Origin of the sequence: Larkinella sp. C7 (assembly GCF_006149005.1) — a bacterium.
GTDB lineage: Bacteria > Bacteroidota > Bacteroidia > Cytophagales > Spirosomataceae > Larkinella.
The window spans coordinates 578,267-598,122 of the sequence record NZ_VBSL01000001.1 but is presented as its reverse complement, the minus strand read 5'-3'; the positions used below and the strand labels follow the sequence as shown (position 1 = coordinate 598,122).

General features: G+C 52.2%; 11 protein-coding genes. 3 read left to right on the top strand and 8 right to left on the bottom strand.

The window, feature by feature from the left end; all coding sequences use genetic code 11:
• Positions 1–561 (top strand): RNA polymerase sigma factor, encoded by a 561-nt coding sequence (locus FH871_RS02350; protein WP_171062735.1) that lies wholly within the window; start codon positions 1–3, stop codon positions 559–561.
• Between the two features lie 160 nt (positions 562–721).
• Positions 722–2,041 carry a signal recognition particle protein gene (gene ffh, locus FH871_RS02345; RefSeq protein WP_114404068.1) on the top strand — a complete coding sequence of 440 codons (1,320 nt, stop codon included), beginning with the start codon at positions 722–724 and terminating at the stop codon, positions 2,039–2,041.
• A gap of 180 nt (positions 2,042–2,221) precedes the next feature.
• On the opposite strand, the gene FH871_RS02340 is transcribed toward ffh, so the two are convergent.
• The 4 genes from FH871_RS02340 to FH871_RS02325 form a co-directional block, all read right to left on the bottom strand.
• Complete coding sequence (locus FH871_RS02340; RefSeq protein ID WP_138989718.1) at positions 2,222–3,343, bottom strand: SDR family oxidoreductase; 1,122 nt, start codon at positions 3,341–3,343, stop codon at positions 2,222–2,224.
• Between the two features lie 274 nt (positions 3,344–3,617).
• On the bottom strand, positions 3,618–4,181 hold the full coding sequence (locus tag FH871_RS02335; RefSeq protein ID WP_138989717.1) for a Crp/Fnr family transcriptional regulator: 564 nt from the start codon (positions 4,179–4,181) through the stop codon (positions 3,618–3,620).
• 161 nt (positions 4,182–4,342) lie between these two features.
• Positions 4,343–6,025: a S41 family peptidase gene (locus FH871_RS02330; RefSeq protein WP_138989716.1), complete on the bottom strand. Its 1,683-nt coding sequence runs from the start codon at positions 6,023–6,025 to the stop codon at positions 4,343–4,345.
• A gap of 181 nt (positions 6,026–6,206) precedes the next feature.
• Positions 6,207–8,264 (bottom strand): acetoacetate--CoA ligase, encoded by a 2,058-nt coding sequence (locus FH871_RS02325; protein ID WP_138989715.1) that lies wholly within the window; start codon positions 8,262–8,264, stop codon positions 6,207–6,209.
• 188 nt (positions 8,265–8,452) lie between these two features.
• Between FH871_RS02325 and FH871_RS02320 the strand changes: the two genes are divergently transcribed.
• The gene (locus FH871_RS02320; RefSeq protein WP_138989714.1) at positions 8,453–10,396 is read left to right on the top strand and encodes a pseudouridine synthase; all 1,944 of its coding nucleotides are present in this window, start codon (positions 8,453–8,455) and stop codon (positions 10,394–10,396) included.
• 63 nt (positions 10,397–10,459) lie between these two features.
• On the opposite strand, the gene FH871_RS02315 is transcribed toward FH871_RS02320, so the two are convergent.
• The 4 genes from FH871_RS02315 to FH871_RS02300 all read right to left on the bottom strand — a co-directional run bounded on the left by FH871_RS02315 (position 10,460) and on the right by FH871_RS02300 (position 19,632).
• Entirely contained in the window at positions 10,460–12,361 is a 1,902-nt protein-coding gene (locus FH871_RS02315) for an esterase family protein (RefSeq protein WP_212768193.1), read from the bottom strand.
• A gap of 22 nt (positions 12,362–12,383) precedes the next feature.
• On the bottom strand, positions 12,384–14,315 hold the full coding sequence (locus tag FH871_RS02310; protein WP_171062733.1) for a heparinase II/III family protein: 1,932 nt from the start codon (positions 14,313–14,315) through the stop codon (positions 12,384–12,386).
• A gap of 253 nt (positions 14,316–14,568) precedes the next feature.
• Complete coding sequence (locus FH871_RS02305) at positions 14,569–16,323, bottom strand: RagB/SusD family nutrient uptake outer membrane protein (protein ID WP_138989711.1); 1,755 nt, start codon at positions 16,321–16,323, stop codon at positions 14,569–14,571.
• A gap of 18 nt (positions 16,324–16,341) precedes the next feature.
• Positions 16,342–19,632 carry a TonB-dependent receptor gene (locus FH871_RS02300; RefSeq protein ID WP_138989710.1) on the bottom strand — a complete coding sequence of 1,097 codons (3,291 nt, stop codon included), beginning with the start codon at positions 19,630–19,632 and terminating at the stop codon, positions 16,342–16,344.
• Positions 19,633–19,856 lie beyond the last annotated feature (224 nt).

Here is a 19,856-nt window from a genome sequence, read left to right as displayed (position 1 = left end):
ATGAAAGAAACGATACCGGACCCGGATCTGTGGAATCAGGTTCGAATGGGGGACGAAATGGCTTTTGAAGAGCTGATCCGGCGTTTCTACCGCCCGCTGCATCACTACGGTTTTAAGTTCACCCGCGACGCTGACTTGCTGAAAGATTGCCTTCAGGATCTGTTTGTAGAACTCTGGACGTATCGCCGAAACATTGCGCAGACGGAGTATGTGCGCGTATATCTTTTCAAATCGTTACGCCGGAAATTGTATAAAGATTCCGTCCGAAGGGGACAGACGGAACCGTTTGAAGACGGGATGGCCGACGGTTTTCTCCACGCCGAGAGCTTCGAAGACGAACTGATCCGAACGGAATTATCGGCCTACCAGCGCAGCCGCCTGGAAACACTCCTGAAAACCCTGACTGACCGCCAGCAGGAAGCCGTTCACCTGAAGTTTTTTGCGGCTTTGCCGAACGATAAAATTGCCGAAGTAATGGGACTCAGCTACCAGTCCGTCGGCAATCTGCTGCACCGCGCGGTAAATAAGTTGCGGGAAGGCTGGCATGGGTTGTTGTTGTGAAATTTTTGCATTTCCTCCCTCTCCTAAAATTCATTAACTTTGCAATTCTCTGATTCCCTCTGATCTTCTCCGATCAACTCTGTGTAATAGTTCGCTCAATTTTTACACAGAGTTGATCGGAGAAGATCAGAGGGAATCAGAGGTAAATAAGCATCGAATCATGTTTGAAAATCTTCAGGATAAGCTTAATCAGGCTTTCAAGACCTTAAAAGGACAGGGTCGGATTACCGAAATCAACGTTGCCGCGACCGTTAAGGAAGTGCGCCGGGCCTTGACCGACGCCGACGTAAACTACAAAGTTGCCAAAGAGGTTACCGACCGCGTCAAGGAGAAAGCCCTCGACCGCAAGGTGCTGATCGCCGTTGAGCCGGGGCAACTGTTCGTCAAGATCGTTCAGGAAGAACTGACCGAACTGATGGGGGGCGAAGCCGAAGGCATCAACCTCAAAGGCGATCCGGCCATCATTCTGATTGCGGGTTTACAGGGTTCCGGTAAAACGACGTTCTCGGGTAAACTGGCAGCTTTCCTGAAAAAACAGGGCCGCAACGTGCTGCTAACGGCCTGCGACATTTACCGCCCGGCGGCCATCGACCAGTTGAAAGTGCTGGGCGAACAGGTGGGTGTGGAGGTCTATGCCGAACCGGAAAACAAAAATGCCGTCGAGATTGCCCAGAATGCCCTGGCGCACGCCCGCAAAACCGGCAAGAAAGTTGTCATTGTCGATACCGCCGGTCGTCTGGCCGTGGATGAGGTGATGATGAAAGAGGTGGAAAACCTCAAAAAAGCCCTGAATCCGTCGGAAACGCTGTTCGTGGTGGATTCGATGACGGGGCAGGATGCGGTCAACACGGCCAAGACCTTCAACGACCGACTGAACTTCGACGGCGTGGTGCTGACCAAACTCGACGGTGACGCCCGCGGTGGGGCCGCGCTCTCGATTCGGGGCGTCGTCCAGAAACCGATCAAGTTCATGAGTACGGGCGAGAAGATGGAAGCCCTTGACATCTTCTACCCCGACCGGATGGCCAGCCGGATTCTGGGCATGGGTGACGTGATTTCACTCGTTGAGCGGGCGCAACAGGCATTCGATGAAGACGAAGCCAAGCGCATTAGCTCAAAAATGCGTCAGAACAAGTTCGATTTCAACGATTTCCGGGGGCAGTTGCAGCAAATCAAAAAGATGGGGAACATCAAAGACCTCATCGGCATGATTCCCGGCATGGGCAAGATGATGAAGGATGTCGACATCGATAACGATTCGTTCAAACCCATTGAAGCGATCATTGGCTCCATGACACCGATCGAACGCGAGCGGCCGGATATCATCGACGGAAACCGCAAAAAACGCATTGCGAACGGCAGCGGTACGTCGATTCAGGAAGTGAACAACCTGCTGAAACAGTTTGACGAAATGCGGAAGATGATGAAGAAAATGAATCAGATGCAGTCGTCGGGCAAACTCAGTAAAATGATGAAGTAGGTGCCGTAGCCAGCAGGCGAAGCAAACGGTCCTATCATTGCGTAAAACAGGATGGGGTTTTCGGGATGCATTCCTGGTTGCCTAAAAAAGCCTGACCGGTTTTCAGCCGGTCAGGCTTTTTTAGGCCGGTGCCCCAACCACGCTATGACGGGAAAGGTAACGAACCCGCGCAATTTATCCTTAATCCATCATGTGCTTGAATTTTCGATCGGCTGCATACCGGCAAAGCGCCGGGAAATTTTCTTCCAGATTGGGCTCTTCCACATCGTGCATTAGCTCTCTGAGCACCTGCATGTCGAATGAATAATCATCCGCCAGCAAGTATTGGCTTAATTGGGCACCTGCGGTCCGATAATAGAGTTTTTCAATGGCATTCTGATCGTCCGGTATTTCAGAAACAAACTCATAATTGGTCCAGTCAGCCGCTTTCAGCATCGTAGGGACCGCCAACACATTAGGCATATAGCGGCTGTGGACAATGTTCAAATCGTTGATATCCGTGCTTAAAGCCCGCATAATTACTTTCGCTGCATAATCGACGGGAACCATGTTCAGGCCAGCTTTCGGATTCAGGGCAATCCGGATTTTCATGTGCCCATAGGCGTCCTTAGAACGATAAAAAAAAGCGCCAAACAGATAAAAAACCAAAAATCGATAAATGACATGATAGGGCGAATCAATCAATCGGCCAGCTATAATACTGGGTCGAAGGATTTGCCATTCCAATCCATATTGTTCTGCTAATTCAGGGATTTCTTCCTCGATTTTAGCCTTAAATATTTCGTAATGGTTTCGATAATTAGCCCGGGCCTGTTCTTTCAGAAACGGTGGCCTGAAGGCAAAGGCCGTACTGATGTAGGTTACTTTAAAAATATACGGTCTTACTTGTTTGATTAACTGTATGGTACCATAATAATTCGTCCGTTTAATCTCTTCATAAGCACCCGGTGTTGTCCCTAAATTGACCGAGGCTGCACAATGAATCAGATGATACGATTCCGGTCTGTTTTCCAGATAATGGGTCACATCCGTAGCGTTGGTGATATCGTAATTTATTAATTGAATATGGTCTTTTTTTAGCCTCGCTATATCGAGTTGTTTCATATAGTCGGGCATCAGATCAGGGATCAACAAATCATCGAACCGGTCCTGAATCGATCTCGTACTCTTACTGCGTATCAATAAAATTAATTGCCCGGTATAGCCACTTTCGTGAATGCGTAACATGAGTTCATACATAAGGTGTGAACCTAAAACGCCGGTTGATCCGGTTAAGATAAAGTGATTGTCGATCGATTTCATGTTGATAACTACGAGACAGGGTTGCCTTTTGAACCAGCCGCTGAAAAGCCCAAACGTAGATTCAGTATACCCATCGATCAACCTGCTAAAAACCGCTCGCCTGAATTGTAGGCCAACCGCTGGAATTTACCGGTTATCAACAGGCAACGGGATACCTGCAACGTATGCTGATCAGGTTGGGCGGATTGTCCGATCAGCTGGGCCGATAGCGGGACAAAGTTCAAGGCTGATCCACAGACTTCTTTTGACAAAAGTCAAAATCGACATGTCTCCTTCATTTTTTTGCCCGAATTCGGCTTAGGGTTTCCTGCGAAATGCCCAGGAAGGAAGCAATATGACCTAGTGATGCTTTTTGCAGGAGCTGAGGATGCTTTTCGATCAGCTGATGATATCGCTCCGACGCTGTCTGAAATTGGAAAGATAGCGTACGTTCTTCCAGTTCGATGAAGTATTTCTGGGTAATCAACCGCCCGATGAGGTTAAATTCCGGGTAGTTTTGATAGAGTTCGTTGAGTTGCTCGTAGCTGATTCCGCTGATAATGCTGTCTTCCAGAATTTCAATATTCGTATAACTGGGCTTGAAGGTCACGAAGGAATACAGCGAGGCTAGCATATCGCCTTCGAAAGCGAACCACAAGCTAATATCCTTGCCATCCTGCCTGTAATAGCCTCTGGCAAAGCCTTTTTCCAGTATATACAGATACCGGCAGATTTGTCCCTGTTCTAACAGAAAATACCCTTTCGGCACTTCTTTTCGGACTAACATACCGGCCAATGCCGCTTGTCCTTCCAGACTAAGGGGGGCAAACTGATTAATTTGATTGAGCAACCACATCATAGAAGTATACCTTTAATGTAATATTATGGTATTCGTCTTTTTTCAGGAAGGTGTTGATGTGATAAAACGGACTTTTAGGGAAATTCGGCTGGTGCGGTACCAGGACCAGGTGGCACCGGGAACAAATGAAAGTGGGCGGGATTTGAATCCCGCCCACTTTTTTATTTCTGCGACGTGTAATTGCCTCGCTCCAGGCTTCGGGCCTGGGCAAAGAGCGTGAGCGCCTTCTTGTACGTTTCGTCGCCTTCCGACAGCATTTCGAAAAACTCGTTGTTGAGACCGTCGCGGTGGCCCTGCCGCCACGCATACTGCGCGATGTAGGCTTTCAACTGCGTCTGGATGTATTTCTTCGACCGCTTGTATTCGGCTTCGTTAAACTTGATGCCCTGCGCCGTAGCGTCATCGGTCAGGCGTTTCAGCATGGCGTCCGTGATTACAAAATTCTTCTTGTAGCTGTTGAAACCGTCTTTTTCCAGTTGTTTGCGGTGATCGTTGGCGTATTCCATCGCCTGTTCCCGCACAATGTTTTTGTTGAACAACTGAATCAGGTACTTGGTCATGAACAGCGTATCGCGGGGTACGAACACATCGGGCGTGATGCCACCGGCTCCGAAAACCGTCCGGCCCCCCGATGTTTTGAATTTATATTTCGCGTTGTTCTTGATGCTGTCGGCGATGTAATATTCCCCGCTCTTCGACCGCGCTTCCAGCTCTTTCTCGTAGTCTTCACCGTGACCGGCTACATACGGTTTCTGAATGCTCCGGCCGCTTGGCGTGTAATACCGGGAGATCGTCAGCCGCAATTCGGAACCGTCGGACAGCATCACCGGCATTTGCACCAGCCCTTTGCCAAACGACCGCCGTCCGACAATCAACGCCCGGTCCTGATCCTGCAAGGCACCGGCCACAATCTCCGACGCCGACGCGCTTCCTTCGTCCATCAGCACGATCACCGGGCCTTCTTCAAACTGACCGGCAATGCGGGCTTTGGTCTGGCGATCATAGCGATCATCCTTGCCATCCGTATACACCAGCAGTTTATCACCGGAAATGAATTCGTCGGCCAGGCTCGTTGCCCGATCCATGTAACCGCCGGGGTTGTTGCGCAGGTCGAGCACCATCTGGCTCATGCCTTTTTGCTTCAGGGTTCCCAGGGCTTTTTTGAACTCGTCGTAGGTCGTTTCCGAGAACCGGTTTACTTTGATATATCCGGTTTTGTCATCGATCATGTAAGCCGCATCAACCGAGTACGTCGGAATCCGGTCGCGCTGAACCGTGAACGTCAGCGGTTTTTTCTCGCCTTTGCGCAGGACGAACAGCTTCACGGATGAACCCTTTTTGCCGCGCAGTTTTTTGAAAACCAAGGCATTGTCCAGTTTGCTGCCGGTCATGTCGGTCTCGTCGACCTTGATGATTTTATCACCACTCAGAATGCCGGCGGTTTCGGACGGGCCACCGGCCATGGGAGTCACGACGTAAACCGTGTCTTTATAAATGTTGAATTCGACGCCGATCCCGTCAAAACCGCCTTCCAGTTGGGTGCGGGCGGCCACGGCATCGGTCGGGTTCATGTAGGTGGTGTGCGGGTCCAGTTTCTCCAGCATTTTGGAGATGGAATAATCCACCAGATCGTCCGTGTTGACCGAGTCAACATAGTTATTCTCAATCAGTTGAAGAACTTCCTTGAATTTTGAATACCCACGTCCGATGTTGTTGAGGCTTTTTCCACCACTAAAAAACGTAGCGCCGATCAATACACCGGCTGCCAGTGTGATGCCCAGGAGCATCGGCAACCGGACGGTCGCCTTGTCGTTCTGAATTTTTTCGCGTTCAGGTTCTCTCATAGCCGTACCCACGGACTGTCATCCGCAAAACATTCTATAGGTTGTTGATACTAATTTATTCGACTTATACGCACAAAACCGGACCGCCCGGAAGTCCGTGAGTACTGACTGCATAACGATAAAAGACGGGCAAAATGTTTGCCGAAATTGAATGAAAGATATAGAATTTATTCCGACTCTCCTATTTCACCAACAAATCGGATTTCATACTGTCCGCCAATAGAATGAAGGTGTCCAGCGCCGACGGATTCCGGAGCGTATCGCGGCTCGTTACCCGTTCGGGTGAGATGCCCATCAGAATCTTTTTAACGGGGGCTTCCACTTTTTTCCCGCTGATCGTATACGGTATTTCCGGTACCTGAAAAATGGCATCGGGAACGTGCCGGGGGCTGTATTGCGTCCGGAGGGCCAACCGGATTCGCTGCGCCATTTCCGCGTTGAGTTCGGTCGCCGGATCGGTGGTCTGGCCTTTAAGCACTACAAAGAGCGGCATAAAATACCGTCCGCCGGGGAGTTCGAGGCAAACCACAAGGCTGTCGGCTACATCGGGAACGCTCTCGACGGCGCTGTACACCTCACTCGTGCCGATCCGAACACCGTCGCGGTTGAGCGTGGCGTCGGAGCGACCGTAGATGACGACGGTTTTGCGGTCGGTAATTTTGATCCAGTCGCCGTGCCGCCAGATGCCCACATACTGGTCAAAGTAACTGGATTTGTAGCGCTGGTTACCCGCCGGATCATTGGGGTTGTCATTCCAGAAATAGATCGGCATCGACGGCATGGGTTCCAGAATCACCATTTCGCCCAGCTCGTTGCGGATCGGTTTCGCGTTTTCGTCGAACGATTCGAGTTTACACCCCAGCATCCGGCACTGAATTTCGCCTTCGTAAACCGGTAGCAGCGGGCAGCCGCCGACAAAACCGCTGCAAATGTCCGTACCACCACTGAGCGACACCAGCCAGACGTCTTTTTTGACCGATTCATACACCCAGCGGAAACCCTCGGGCGGCAGGGGCGAACCCGTGGAGCCGATGGTTTTCAGGTGAACTAATTTTGAACTTCCGAGGTAGGACAGCCCCGCCCGCATACAGGCCAGCAGGTAAGCGGCTCCCGCTCCGAAATGATTGACCCGCGCGCGCTCGGCCAGATTCCAGAGTACGTCCATGTTCGGATATCCCGCCGAACCGTCGTAAATGACCAGTGTAGCCCCGACCAGCAGCGATGCTACCGAATAATTCCACATCATCCAGCCCGTTGTGGAATACCAGAAATACCGGTCGCCGGGCTGAACGTCCTGGTGCAGGGCCAGCGCTTTCAGGTGTTCGAGCAAACAGCCCCCGACGCTGTGGGTGATGGCCTTTGGTTTGCCGGTTGTTCCCGACGAAAACAGAATCCAGATTGGGTGTTCGAACGGAACCGGTTCAAAAACCAGGGGAATTGCCGTGTTGGTTTGCAAGACCGAGTTCCACAAAACCGACTTGCTGCGGGGGCCGGTCGGCGGTTCGAAATCAGGATCGAGATTGGCTACCCAGACCACTTTCTTTAGCGTGGGCAGGGCCGTCTGCAAGTCGCTCAGCGCGTCGGTTTTGTCGATCGGTTTTCCGTTATATTGGTAGCCATCGATGGCAAAGAGCACTTTCGGCTCGATTTGCCGGAAGCGGTCGATGATGCTGGGCGTGCCAAAATCCGGTGAACAGCTTGACCAGATGGCGCCTACGCTGTTGGTGGCCAGAAAGGCCACGACGGCTTCCGGGGTGTTGGGCAGCACCGACACGACACGGTCGCCGGGCCGGACGTTGTTTTCGCGCAGAAAATGGGCGATGGCCGTCACCTGCTGTTCCAATTCCGACCAGCTCAGCGACGTCAGTGACTGTTGTTCCGACTGGAAAAGGATGGCCGGACGTTCGCTGGTTTTGTTGCGGAAAATATGTTCGGCGTAGTTTAGGGTGGCTCCGGTAAACCAGCGGGTTCCGATCATGCCTGAAGCCGGTTTTTCGATCACGTCCTGGTAATCGCGGTGGCTTTGGACGTTGAAAAACTGCCAGATGCTGCGCCAGAAATCTTCGAGGTCGGTGGTCGACCAGTCCCACAGGTCGTGGTAATCGCGGAAATACAGCCCTTTCTTGACAAACAGCCAGTCCAGGTATTTTTTCATCTGCGATTGGTCGATCAGCCGCCGGTCGGGTTTCCAGATGGGTTCTTTGGAGTCAGGTTGTATAGAAGTCGTTGCAGAAGCCATTGGTAAGGTGAATCAGAATTGTTGTGAGGTTAGGAATTGTTTCCGGACGAAATGGTGTTCCGTTTCAGAACAAAGACAGAAGTTACATTAAAATACGCTAACTTTGCAGCCCATTTCAGGATGCGTTTTCGAACTGGCTGATAATCAATAGAATCTACAATAACTACAGTAGTGATACTGCAACTTTTATGAGCAAAAAAAGAGAAGAGCCCCAGAGCCGCCGGGAAGGCAGATCGGGAGGCTACGGTCAGACGGAGACGACGAATAAATTCTACAGCAACGTCGTCAAACGCAAGGACTCCGGAGACCGTAAGGATGAGCGGAAAGAGCGCAGTTTCGATAAACCGGGTTTCGACAAACCGCGGGGAGAACGTCCTGCATCCGGTGAACGCCGGTTTGACGATAAACGGTCGGAACGGCCCCGGGCGGGTGGCGCTAATTACGCGGGTTCGCGCCCGGATCGTCCGCGTTTTGAACGGAATGATGATCGCCGGTCGTCCGGTCCGTCATCGGATCGCCCGGATCGGAACCGGGATGAACGGCCGCGCAGTGATAGCCCGCGTGGTGGCCGGTTTGAAGGCGGTGGACCCCGCCGGGATTTCGACCGCCCGCGCGGACCACGGGATGAAAATAAAGATTTCCGCCGGGATGACCGCTCTGACAACCGCAGCAGCCGGTTTGGCGGTTCGGGTTCGCGGGATGACAAACCCCGCTATGGCCGCAATGGTGGTCAGTCGGAAACCCGCAACAGCCGCTTTGGGAGTGAAAAATCACACGGCGACCGGTCACGGAATGATGAGGCAAGACCCCAATCTGACCGGCCCGAACGCCGGGAAAGCCGGTTTGGGTCGGAACGCAGCTATGGCGAGCGCCCTGAACGGAGCCGCGAGGGAGAACCGCGCGAGAACCGCAACACCGAACCCGGAGCTGAACCGCGTGAACGCCGGGAGTTTGATCGGCCCCGCCGGGACGACCGCCCCTTTAGCGGTGAGCGTCGGGAGTTTGATCGGCCCCGTCGGGATGACCGCGGATCGCGCGATGAGCGCCCCGCCGACCGCGAGCGCCGTGATTTCGACCGCCCGCGTGGACCGCGTGACGAAAACAAAGGATTTGGCCGGGACAGTCGTCCGGGCGATCGGGAACGCCGGGAGTTTGACCGTCCGCGTCAGGAGGATCAACCTTCGCGTTATGACCGTGAGCGCCGGGATGACAGCGATGATGCCAAACAACGCAAAATCGAGGAGAGTCGGGGTCGTCAGGTGGGCCGTTCGCGGGCACCGGAGTACGACATCGACAAGATGAAGGAGCAGGCGCTGGGAAGTCGCAGTTCGCGCGACAAACGCCCGAAGCGGGTGGGTCACGAGAAAGTTCGTGAGCAGGCCGGCAGCGGTGACCGTGATAAAAAACCGCGCGATGCCGATTCGGGCTTGATTCGGCTGAACCGGTATGTTGCCAACGCCGGGATTTGCTCGCGTCGGGATGCCGATGAACTGATTGCCAAAGGCGATGTCAGCGTGAACGGCAAAGTGGTGACCGAAATGGGCTACAAAGTACAGCCGACGGATGTGATCAAATACGGAACCCGGGTGCTGAATCCGGAGAAAATGACCTACGTGCTGTTGAATAAACCGAAAGATTACATCACGACGACGGAAGATCCGGAAGACCGCAATACGGTGATGGATCTGGTGGCGGGTGCTACGCCGTACCGGATTTATCCGGTGGGCCGCCTGGACCGCAACACCACCGGTTTGCTGCTGCTGACCAACGATGGCGAGCTGGTTGAGAAACTGACCCATCCGTCGAACGAAATCAAGAAAGTATACCAGGTTGAACTCGACAAACCGTTGACCAACGAGCATTTTGAAGCGATTCGGGACGGTTTTGAACTGGAAGACGGCTACATCAAACCCGACGATCTGGGCATTGTAACGCCGGATGCCCAGGTCATCGGCATCGAAATCCACAGTGGCCGCAACCGCATTGTCCGCCGGATTTTCGAGCACTTCGACTACGTCGTTACCAAACTGGACCGGACGGTTTACGCTGGCTTGAACAAAAAAGAACTGCCGCGCGGAACCTGGCGGTATCTGAACGAGAAGGAAGTGATTCGGCTTAAATTTCTGCTGTAGGCGAAGCTCGTTTGTAAAATACGATAGGGCGTCATTCGAATGACGCCCTGTTTTTTTGAACGGTTATTTCCGGCGAACCATAAATTTTACTTTTCCCCAGGTCACTTTCCGCTCGATGGGGTTGAACGTCTTGGTTTCGTAACTGGCCAGGCACTCGATCTGGTGACCATCCGGGCAATCGGGGGCAATTTGCAGCACGGTATTTTGCGTAAAACCGTCCGGCCAGCGGGCTGGAATCATTTCGTCGGCCCATACTTCCCGGACCCACGGATCTTCGGGGTAGAGCCGGAGCCGGTTTTTCCCTTCGTACAGCATCACGTTTTCGCCCGCGTTGACCATCCCGTCGGCATTGCCTTTCCCCCGGGCTTTTCCGCGAATGGTCTTCCCATCATCGACACTAACTTCATTGAAAACCGGCACATCATACCAGACCGGCACGTTGATCTCGTCGTTAAACACCTGATTCCCTGCATAAACCGTTACCTTGAATTTAACCGCCGACGGCTCCGCGTGCAGGGGCGGTTTTTTAGCGCAGGCAATGCGCAGAGGAGGCAAATGCAGGATTCGATTTTCGGCAACAGGCTTGATCTGAATGACGGAATCTTGGACAACGACTTCGCCGTCCATCGTGCTGACTACCACCCGAATCGGTTGTGAAATTCCTTTTTCACCGCCCCGGTTAAACAAACGAAGAGCCAGTTTATTCGTGGAACTGACGTTCAAAAACCGGCTTTTTCCGTCTATTTTATAATCCAGGCAAACCCATTCCGGCGCGTCGGTTTTTTCAAATATCCCCACTTCACCGCCCAGAGCATCCACCTCGACCGTCAACTGACCACTTGAATTACTTTGTTTTTCGCTCAACACGGTTTTCCCGGACGAAGCGGAATAGAGGGCCATCTGATACGTTTTATTGGGCGTATACACCGGCGCCGTCGTTACTTTCAATGGGCCGATGGCCAGGGGAGGGCCGTCGGGTAGCCACTGGTGCGTATACCCGCCAAACCCTTTTTTATCCACGTTTTTCAGGAAAATAAAACCGGTTTGCTGTTTATTACTTTCCACCGAATAGCCCCACAAACGGAAGCTCGGATAGAGGTCATAATGCGACCAGCGTTCGGGGGTTTTGTGTTCTTTTTTAAACGATTCCGCAATGAATTTTAGGGCTTTTTCAAAGATGACGGTTTCACCGGCGTTGTCGACCCGATGCCCGCCGGGAAACTGCTCAAATTCGACCGGTTTTCCTTCCCAGATCGCACCTTGTTTGACTTCTTCATTCAGATTGTATAAGATGTCGGTATCGCTGGTATGAATCCGGAAATCTACATCCTGCAGGTTTTTAAACGTGTAGCGAACGGGGTAAAGCGTGTGATTTTCGGGCGTTCCGACAAAGAACTCGGGACTGCCCATCATACTGACACCCGCACACACCTGATCGGAATATTTGCCGGACAAAAATAAAGACATGAAACCGCCCATACTAAACCCGATGATGCCCCGGTGGTTCCGATCGGTTAGCGTACGGTACGTCTGGTCGATGTACGAAACCAGTTCCGGGAAATAATCCTTCATCTGCACCGAAAACTTGACGTCTTCGTGGTTGCCAATGTTGTAGGGACGCGGTTCTTTTTCGTCAATGTTGCCATCCCACATCACCAGAATCAGGTCGTATTGATCCACCAGTTGTTTCAGTTTCGCATACTCCAGTTTGGCATTGTCATCACTGGAATGTCGCCCACCCCAACCGTGAAAAAAATAGACGACCGGATAGCGTTTCGCCGATTTTTCATAGCTTTTTGGAAGATACAGCCGGTAGTATTTTGAATGCCCGAAAACCCGGCTTTCGTGCGTTAGATCGCTGTACGGTTGTTGCGCGCGATCATCCTGAGCGAAAGCCGAAAAAGGCAGGGAAAGAGCGGCCAAAAGAAGGCTTATGACCGCTCTTTTTTTGAAAAAAACATTCATATTGAGTTTAGGAATAGTCAGGTTATTGCTTGATACGATACGTAAATTTTCCCGTTTTTTTAGCGGTTTTTCCAACCAGTAAAATCCGCCAGATCGGGCGACGGCCCCAGTTTTCGACCAGGCGTTTTTCGTCCGGCGCGTCACCCGGCATTGGCTCTTTGTTAACGGCCCAGGCGGAGGCATCGTAGTCTAGCGAAACCGGTTTGGAACCCGGTATGTCAAACCGAATTTTTCCGGGCTGGCTCAGATCCACCGGGCAAACCGTCATGAACGTTTGGGTTAATTCCCGGACAGGTTGTTGAAGCACATACTCATCCGTGATGGAGACGGTTTGCGTGGTTTTTTCCAGGGCCACGGTTCGTTGCCATTTCTGAACACCCGCTTCGGCCGGGTACGCAGCCGCAAGGTCCATCTGTAGCGAAGAGCGGCCCGTGGTTTTGTTGTATGTCACATTTCGGGCTTCGTACTGCCCACCCGCTGCCTGCTGAAAACCGTTGATTACCGGCAGGTTATGATACGCCGAGCTGTTGTACCAAAGCGAATACCGTTCTCTGGAAAACGTTTTGGCAGTATAGGTGCCGAAGCCGACATCGATGATCACCGGTTGTCCGTTAGCGTAAACAATAAAATCGCCAACGTCGTTGTGGTTGTGACTTTCGGCATTGTGACCGCCGTGCGAAGCCACGAATAAACCGCCCGGTGTCCGGCCCGCCATCTGCTGAATGCCTGGTAACCAGACATCCGACAACATCGGTGGGCGCCCTTTCCGGCTCACGCATTCCTGAAAAGCCAGCAAATTCCAGAGCACAGACAGGCGGGTGGACCCATTGGAAAGGGCTTTTTTCTCGAGGCTATTGTGGAACGTCCAGGTTCCAAAATCGCGCATGATCGTATCCTGAACGGTTTTCCCGATCCGATACAACTGCACCCCATCGGTGTTCACTACGGGCGACGCGTCGGCCACATTGATGAAATAATTGCCGGCGATGTGCATTTTGTAAAGGTAGGTTCCGGCGTTCTGGATGAGCGGTTCCTGATAAATCGTCAGGCGACCGGCGGAGGCACTTTCCAGCACCACCAGCGCGTCGAACAGCCGCCCGATGGCACCGTTCCAGTAGCTCGGCCCTTCGTCGATGGCACCGTCATCGCCCAGCCAGTTGAGGTAATGATCCAATAAGGTTAAGGCATGACGAAGCTCTTTTGCCCGTCGCGTTTCGTCCTTTTCCAACAGCAATACACTCGCCATCCAGTTGCTGATTACCCACGGATTCCAGTTGTTAACCGGTGCTTCTTTCCGCCCTTTTTGCAGATACCAATATCGCCCGCTGTCTTTCTCGAACGGCGTAAACATCCGGGTGTTCACCTCGTTGTAAATCCGTTTTCGAATGAGTGGTGAAATGCGGTCCAACTGCGGCCCTAAAAAGTAATCGGCTAATGCTAAAAGGGTTCCGGTATCACTGACGAATAAATCGACCGATGGGTCTTCCATATCGACCAAACCCAGACCGGCTTTCTGCTGGTATAAATGCGCCGGAACACCCCAGAAACTCTCTTCACAAATTGACCAGATTCCGTCCGTAATGGCATCCATGAACCGGCCTTTATTGTCCATCACTTCGGCCAGCAGCAGCGTAAATACCTGCGCTCGTTTTTTGAGCGAAACGTTTTCGTAATGAATGCGAATGCCGGTTCGCTGGTATTCCAGCATCAGCGACGCGGGAATGGACTCGAACGGAGCCTGAAGGTATTTTTCAGCGTCCAGAATGATGGAATTTCGGACAGAATCGGGCAGTATTTTTTGCCATTCAGCACCGGTTTTCGGAAACGGTTTCCATTGCTCCCGGGGCAGCAGCGAACGTGCGATTTCGTCTGTCGAAAATCGGCTTAACAGATTGCGTTCCTTCTGCGCCAGGATCTGGAAGGGATGCAGTATCCCGAACCATAAGAAGAGCATTAAATACCGATACGGTTGTTTCATTAATCAAGTGTTACTTTTGGATAAACCGACTCCAGAGGGGCTCAATGTTCATAGAAAAAGTCTGATAAACATTATTTCCAAGCTCCGGAGGAGCGTCCTAAAAAAGCTCATTAATTCAGGACGCTCCTCCGGAGCTAAACGGGTGGCCCGGGTAATGGGCTATTGACATTGCACCCCTCCGGGGTACTTTCGCCGGATCATTTTACAATCGGGAATGAGCTAAAGCATTTTATTTATACCCCGGATTCTGGATCAACGTGGGCTTCCCGTTGATGGTACTGATGTCGATCTGGGCCTGTGGAATCGGATAATATTCGTTTTTATTCGGAATAAAACTCATGCCGATGGTTTCCGTGACCAGCTTCGATTCATAGGCATAATAACTGTTCAGCATTTTATCCGCAATGCCCCAGCGCACCAGATCGAAAAACCGGTGGCCCTGCATGGCTAATTCCAGTTTTCGCTCGAAATAAACCGCCTTTAACGCAAAGTCTTTTCCGCCAGCCGCGAACGTTCCGGTGGGATAGGGAGCAACCTTGTAGTTGGCGGCTGGCGTCTTCGAAAAACCGGCTTCCGGCTTGGCGTCATCCAGGTATTTATAGAGGAATCCCGCCGGATTGGCCGCCCGGTTGCGCACCCGATTGACGTAGGTTTGGGCTTTGTCCAGATTACCCAGTTGTACTTCCGTTTCGGCTGCCATCAACAGCACGTCGGCAAACCCGATGACAATGTAGTTGATGGCCGAACCGGGTGCCCACGAAATACCATCGTAATATTTGTCGCTGGTAGCTTTCCAGTAAATGTTCTTCAGGTTGACGTACGGACCCGTTGCCGACTGGTTCCGAATCCAGGCCTGTCCCGGCATCAGGCCCCAGTCTTTAAACGGAAGCCCCCGTCGGCCCGCTGTCCAGTCGAGACGCGGATCGACGGTTCCGGCATCGGGTGTAAACGGTTGTGTAGACAGTATCCCCTGATCGCTTTTGATCGCGTTCGCATTGTACTCATCCAGATACGGTAAACCGGTCGCCGGGTTGGTGCGGAATGAATTGACCAGATCGAACGACGGCATGAAGTTGCCGCAACACCGGAAGGGGCTGTTGATCGGGAAGTTGAGCATGCTGCCCTGATTGGCCGTCGCGATGGTTCCGTTGCCGACGTTGGCCGACATTTCCACCGAGAACAGCGCTTCGGGACTGGTCAATTCTTTCTCGGGGCGGTAGTTGTCTTCAAATTCAGGATTCAAATCGTAAGCAAGGCCTTTGGCGGTTTTTCCGCTGGTAATCACCTGATCGAACAACGCTTTTGCTTCGGCGTATTTATGCTGATACAAATAGGATTTAGCCAGGAACGCAGCCGCAGCCCATTTATTCGCACTGGCCGCATCTTTCTGGATTTCGGGCATGTTGTCCATCCCGAACTTGAAGTCGGCCATGACATTCGGCCAGATATCCTTGTCGTTGGGCTGTTTGTATTCCGTCATCGTTTCGTCGATCCACGGCACCATGTTAAACATTTTCTTCAGGTCAAAATAGAAGTAGCCCCGTAAGAACCGGGCCTGCCCGATCACGTTGTTCTTTTCCGCATCGGTCATATCATTGGCTTTGACCACCACCCGCAACACGGCATTGCAGCGGCTAACCCCCGCGTAATCGGCTTTCCATTTTTCGTTGAAAAACGCGTTGGTCGCTTCGATGCTGGTGGCCAGCGCGTTGGCGTGGGCTTCACCGCCGTATTCGCTGCCGTAAATCCAGTTGTCGGGTGGCGTAGCCCAGGCCGTGCCGCCACTGATGTTTCCCCCGTAGGCGCCTTGCCCATCCAGCGCGGCATAGGCACCAATCAATAAAGACGTCACCCCGGCTTTGGTGGCCAGAACCTCTTCACTCAACGCCCCCTGTGGGGTATAATCCAGAAAATCTTCTTTGCACGACTGCGTGGAAAAACCGACAGCGGTGAGCAGCAACAGAATCAATCGTATAGGTTTCATCGTGATGATTTTTTGTCGTTAAAAACTAAGCTGAAGTCCCATTAAAAACTGGCGGTCGTTGGGATAAACACCCCGGTCGACGCCGAAACTGACCGCCGAACCGCTGATTTCCGGATCAAGACCGGTGTATTGGGTAAGTGTGAACAGGTTGGCCGTCTGCACATAAACCCGCAGTTTCTCAACCCCCACTTTTTTAGACAGAAAAGCCGGCAGATTATACCCGATCTGAAGATTCTTAAGTTTCAGATAGGAACCGTTTTCGACGTAATACGAATTGGGGGCGCCGTTGGTGCTAAAGGTCATTTTGGTTTCCTGAATGGCTACTTTCGCGTTGTGGTTTTCGGGCGTCCAGGCGTCGTAATAGGCGGTTTTGCTCTTGGCCTGTAAAAACGACGCGTAGAAATCGGTGTAATACAGGTTGTAGTTCCAGAGGTCGTTGCCCTGTACACCGTAGAAAAAGGCGCTCAGGTCGAATTGTTTGTAGGTCAGGCCGAGGTTGATACCGTAGTTAAAATCCGGGTTGGGATTGCCCAGAAAAACCCGGTCTTCGGGTGTAATCCGGCCATCGCCGTTGGCGTCGGCATAGCGGAAACGACCCAGGGCCTGATCGGTCTGATAAACCGCCGTCGGGTTGCCGGTGGCCTGTTGCGCCTTTGCGTTGGCGTTGTTCAACTCCTCCGTCGAGTTCCAGAACCCTTCGATCTGGTAGCCGTAAAACGAACCGATCGGATGGCCGACTTCGTTGCGCACAAAATCAATTCCATTGTGCTGCCGACCCGTCGAGTAGAAGAAATTGGTGTTGTCGGTCACCTGCGTCACCTCATTTTTGTAGGTCGTAAAGGTCAGTCCGACGTTCATTTTCAGGCCATTGCTGAAGGATTTATGCCCGTTGATGGATAAGTCAAGTCCGATATTTTTTACGCCCGCAATGTTGACAAATGGCACCGTCCCCACGCCCTGCGTTCCCGGAATGGCCGGATTGTAGAGCAGATCCTTGATATCTTTCCGGAAAAAATCCGCCGTAATGTCGATGGCTCCGTTCAGCAAGGTCGCGTCGATTCCGAGGTTGGCGTTGATGTTTTTCTCCCATTTGGCGTTCGGGTTGCCAATCTGGCCCACCTGAAAACCGGCCATGTTGGAGTTGTTCGTGCGGCCCAGATCATAATACGAAGCACTTTTGTCCATCACAAACGTGTAATACCCGTTGTTGGCGTTCACGTTCAACTGATTACCCATGATGCCCCAGCTTGCGCGGAGTTTGAGGTCGGAAAGCCATTTGATTCCCGTCATGAAGCGCTCTTTCGACACCCGCCAACCCGCGCTTACCGCCGGGAACCAGCCGTATTGGTATTGAACGAATTTGGAAGAACCGTCGCGCCGGATGGTTCCGCTCAGCAAATACGTATCCCGAAAACTGTAATCCACCCGCCCGAACTCGGAGCGCAGCGTTTCCCGACTGCGGCCGCTGTAGTTGGTCTGGATGCCCGAACCGGTCGAAAGCGTCGTGTAATTTGGGTCGAAGGTGAAATAACTCAGGGTGGTTCCACCGAGGTTTTCGAAAATGTTCTGGTACGCTTCCGTCCCGACGACGGTTTTCAGGTCGTGATCGGTGCCAAATTGTTTCTGAAAAGTCAGCGTGTTGGTCCAGGTCCAGGTATACCCGTTGTTCGCGCTTTGGGAATAGGAATTGGTGTTGGAATTTTCCGGGTTTTCGTACATCGGATACCAGAATGACCGGGCCGAGTTGAAGTAGGTTTCGCCCCCGAAATTGGTGCGCAGGGTGAAGTATTTCAGGAAATCGACTTCGGCATACATATTGCCGAACAACCGGTGCCCCATGTCGCGGTTGCTGCGGGCCTGACGCTGGAGGTTGGCCACTGGATTGTTGCCGTTATATCCCGTGTTGAAAGCCCCCGCGTAATTGCCCTTGATGTCGTAAACCGGTAGGATGGGCGCCATCGCGTAGGTCACCGAAATGACATTATTATTGGCAAATTCGTCGATTTTGGGGTTCTGGTTGATGGTATACGTGAGGTTTTCACCGATGCGGACGTGGTCGGAAACGTTGAACTGGGTGTTGGAGCGGAGCGAATACCGTTTGAGGTACGTACTCAGCAAAGTGCCTTCCTGGTGGAGGTAATTTAGTGAAAATAAGTAGCTTCCGCGTTCGGTTCCCCCATTGACCGTGATGTTGTGGCTGGCGTTGGTGGCCGGTTTGAACACTTCGTGAAACCAGTCGGTACCAGATTTGTTGGCTTTGATGATGCGGTAAAACGAGTTGTAATCGTCGGCGCTGGTGTAGTTTGGATTGACGTAATATTTTGCCGGATCGACCGCCGGATCACCCTCCATTTTCCCCAATGGCAGAATGTAATCCGGTAAAACCGGCGTTGCGCCGTTGCCATACATCGGATCGTTGATCGGAATGCCCGAATTTTTGTTGGCTACCCAGCGCAGATTGGCCTCTTCCTGCGGATTCAGCAGGTTCCAGACGTTGCCGCTTCGGGGTTGCTGAATGCCGTAATAGCCATCGTACTGGACATTGACTTTGCCGTGGCCTTTCTTGGTCGTAATGATAATCACCCCGTTAGACGCCCGCGACCCGTAAATGGAAGCCGCTCCGGCATCTTTCAGGACCTGGATGGAGCCGACATCGTTGGGATTCAGGTTGGTAATGTTCTGGGTCGGCACCCCATCGACGATGTACAGCGGAGTATTGTTCCCGAACGTGTTGATGCCGCGAATCCGGATTTGCGGATCGCTGCCCGGTTGCCCCGACGAGATTACTGTCACCCCGGCGGCCTGTCCCTGCAACTGGTTGGTCAGAAAACCGGTCGGCTGCTTTGTCATGTCGCTCACGTTTACCACCGAAACGGCCCCGGTAATGTCTTTTTTGCGCTGCGAACTATACGCCGTGACCACCACCTCGTTCAGCGTCTGGTCGTCGGGAGCCAGGGTGACGTTCAGAATACTCTGGTTACCGACCAGAATTTCCTGCTTTTTGTACCCGATAAAACTGAACACCAGCGTCGAAGAACCGTCGGGGACGTTGATGGCGTAATCGCCGTTGGCGTCGGTGGTCATGCCGATGCTGGTGCCTTTCAGGATGACGTTCACGCCCACCAGCGCTTCGCCTTTTTCGGACGTCACACGCCCTTTTACGCCGAAAGCGGTTTGTGTGATCCCTGTTTTGCCGGGATTCGTTCCGGCCGCCGACGCCGTGATCTGGGAATATCCCTCGCGGCTGATAACAACCAAAAGGAGAATGAAGAGCGAAAGCCGGCTCAGAGGGTAGCTGTTTCTGTTCATAATGTATTGTATTTTATCGGGATGAACTAAGTGGTTGGGATTCTAGTATATTCGTATTATTTCTCAAATCATTGGTGAATATTCTGTCTTTTCAAGAAAAACTTCTAAAATATTTCTGCAATCCTTGCCGCAAACCTTTGCATATTTTTTAGATTTCGGAAGGCTTGAAATTTATTTGATGTTGCCGGGATAATTTGCAGTTTAGCAGCACCGGCAATGATTAG